Genomic DNA, 2,334 nt, shown 5'->3' on the forward strand with positions numbered 1-2,334 from the left:
GTGAGGTTGGCCTCGCAGAGGTCGGCAAGGGTGAGGTCGGCCTCGAAGAGGTCTGCGCGGGCCAGGTACGCACGTGAGAGGTCTGCGCGGGCGAGGATAGCATCCGTAAGGTCTGCGCGGGCGAGGATAGCATCGGTGAGGGTAGCGCCAGACAGGTCTGTATTGGATAGATCTGCATTCGACAGATTAATGCCTGTGAGGGTGGCGCCGATCAGGTTAGCCTCGGAGAGATTGGCACGGACGAGATTGACATCGGATAGATTAGCCTCAGAGAGATTCGCCCGGGCCAGGTCGACACGGGCCAGATATGCACGGGATAGATTGGCACGGGAGATATTGGCACCTGAAAGGTCGGCCCCGGTTAAACGGGCATCATAGAGATTGGCCTCAGAGAGGTCTGCGCGAGTGAGGTTGGCACGGGACAGGTTGGCCCCGGCAAGGTTTGCCCCGGCAAGATCGGCCTCAGAGAGATCTGCGCCGGAGAGATCGGCACACTCACCACCTTCCTCTACCGTGAGCCACTGCTTGTGTTTCAGCAAAACATCTTTCAACTCTTCTTTCGTGATATTCATGATACTCCCTCATGTCTGTGTATGAACTGAGATACTACTAACGAATAAACCATTTATCAAATAAATTCCGCAAGAGGATCCTTCGTGCACACTTCCCCGTGGACCACCTTGTCTCACGCCCGTTCGTCGCTGAAGCTCCTCACTGGAGGCATAAAAGAGAGCATAGCGAGAAAGACAAAGACCTTCCCGCAAGCAAGCGGTGCCGTTGTTTTTTTGCATGTATCCCGGGTATCGTATATGAATTGACCAGGGTGTTCAACGCGCAGAGCTATACCCTGTTGCCGGAATGTCTGCGGTGTCCGTTTAAGTGGAACACCCGGTGCATTTCCCCAGAGTCCATGACATTTCACCCGGTACCTGCCCCTGACCGCGATCGATACCAAGATCACGGGTTAGCGCGGACAGTACCTGGGGTTCGTGGTAATACCCCGATTCCTGCAGTTCCTCCAGAGCATCTTCCCGGGAAACAAGCCCGAAATAGACGCCCGCGCCAAGCTCGACAATGGACTGGGGAAGAAAGGTGGTCCCTGCACCCTGGAAGCGTTTGAACTGGCAATAGTTTTTGACCTTTTCGATGCGGCAACTGGTGTGCAGGAGTCCTTTCTGTCCCGGCGGCATATGCCAATCCATTTCCTGCTTGATAAGTTCGACAGCCTTTTTCCATGAGCCATAGACGGTGTTGGACTGCAGGCGGCGCAAAATGGGAATTGGCATGTTCGGATCATTCTCCGCTCTGGCCAGAATATCATCCAGAGGTCCGTAGACGGGTGCCAGGAGCTTTTTGACAGAAGACATATGCCGGAGCAGATCGGCGGTCAAGGAATAGGGCTGCGGGGGTTCGGGAGCTTTCGTGACCATACGCAAAAAGTTCAATGTGTCGGCGCGATGATCGGGGACCTGTTCCTTGTGTGGCTGTTCGGACCTGATCTCAGTCATCACATAGTTCATGACCGCCAGCTGCACCTCTTCGACCCCGTGCATGATCATGGGAATATTTTCCTGCACCGCAAGGGGATAAAATAGCGCGTGAGCCACCGTCGGGCAAAGGCAGGGGTGGCCGACACGCTCAAATTGGTCACGCATGGCCTGCCGGATCATGTTCCAGGGCAGGGTGCGTTCGACGAATTCCGTATCCGGAAGTACGCGCATGGCCCGACGCATATTTTCCCTGCACGTGTCGTTCGTGTATGGCATATTCCATGAGGCGACGAGGACACGAAGCCTGAGTTTTTTGGCCAGATACCAGAGCAAGTATGTGGAGTCCTTGCCTCCGGTGTACAGGACCATGGCATCAAAGCGTGAACCGGTGTTTTCAGAGGAGATCCGGATGAGGTCCTCATCCGTGATGCCCTCCTGCAATGCCGCGCCCTGTCCGGATTGTTCCGCCAGTTCGTAGCACTGACAAAAGGCGCACAGTCCCTTTGCATCAAATTCCAGCCCGGGCAGAAGGTAGTCGTTGGTGACGCAGCGAACGCACTGATGGAAGTTGTCCCTGGAGGAGGGCTGACGGACCTCATGCGCCTCCACTATGATCCCTTCCGCGATCAATGGGGCATACATTTCATGATCGGTAAGGTCTGACGGCAGATCGTTCGCGGAGGTTAGACCGTCAAGCAATTGCAGGCGATCCGCCAATTCGCGGGGCAAAGGGATGATGTTCCTTGCATGATTTGGCGGGTTGCGCAAGCCAAAATAGACAAGCTGCGCCCCCGCGTTCGTTTCTTTGACCTGCCATCGGTACTGCAAGACCGGGTGCTGAAGT

The 2,334-nt window shown here is 55.4% G+C and carries 2 protein-coding genes; both read right to left on the bottom strand.

All coding sequences use genetic code 11. From position 1 onward, the window contains the following. Window positions 1-572, bottom strand: a 572-nt coding sequence (locus PHC90_13615) for a pentapeptide repeat-containing protein (protein MDD3847382.1), incomplete at its 3' end; no start/stop codon positions are given. Window positions 573-875: 303 nt separating this feature from the next. Next, on the bottom strand, window positions 876-2,334 hold a 1,459-nt coding region (locus tag PHC90_13620; protein ID MDD3847383.1), incomplete at its 5' end, for a hypothetical protein.

The sequence above is a fragment of the Syntrophorhabdaceae bacterium genome (genome assembly GCA_028698615.1).
Taxonomy (GTDB): domain Bacteria; phylum Desulfobacterota; class Syntrophorhabdia; order Syntrophorhabdales; family Syntrophorhabdaceae; genus Delta-02.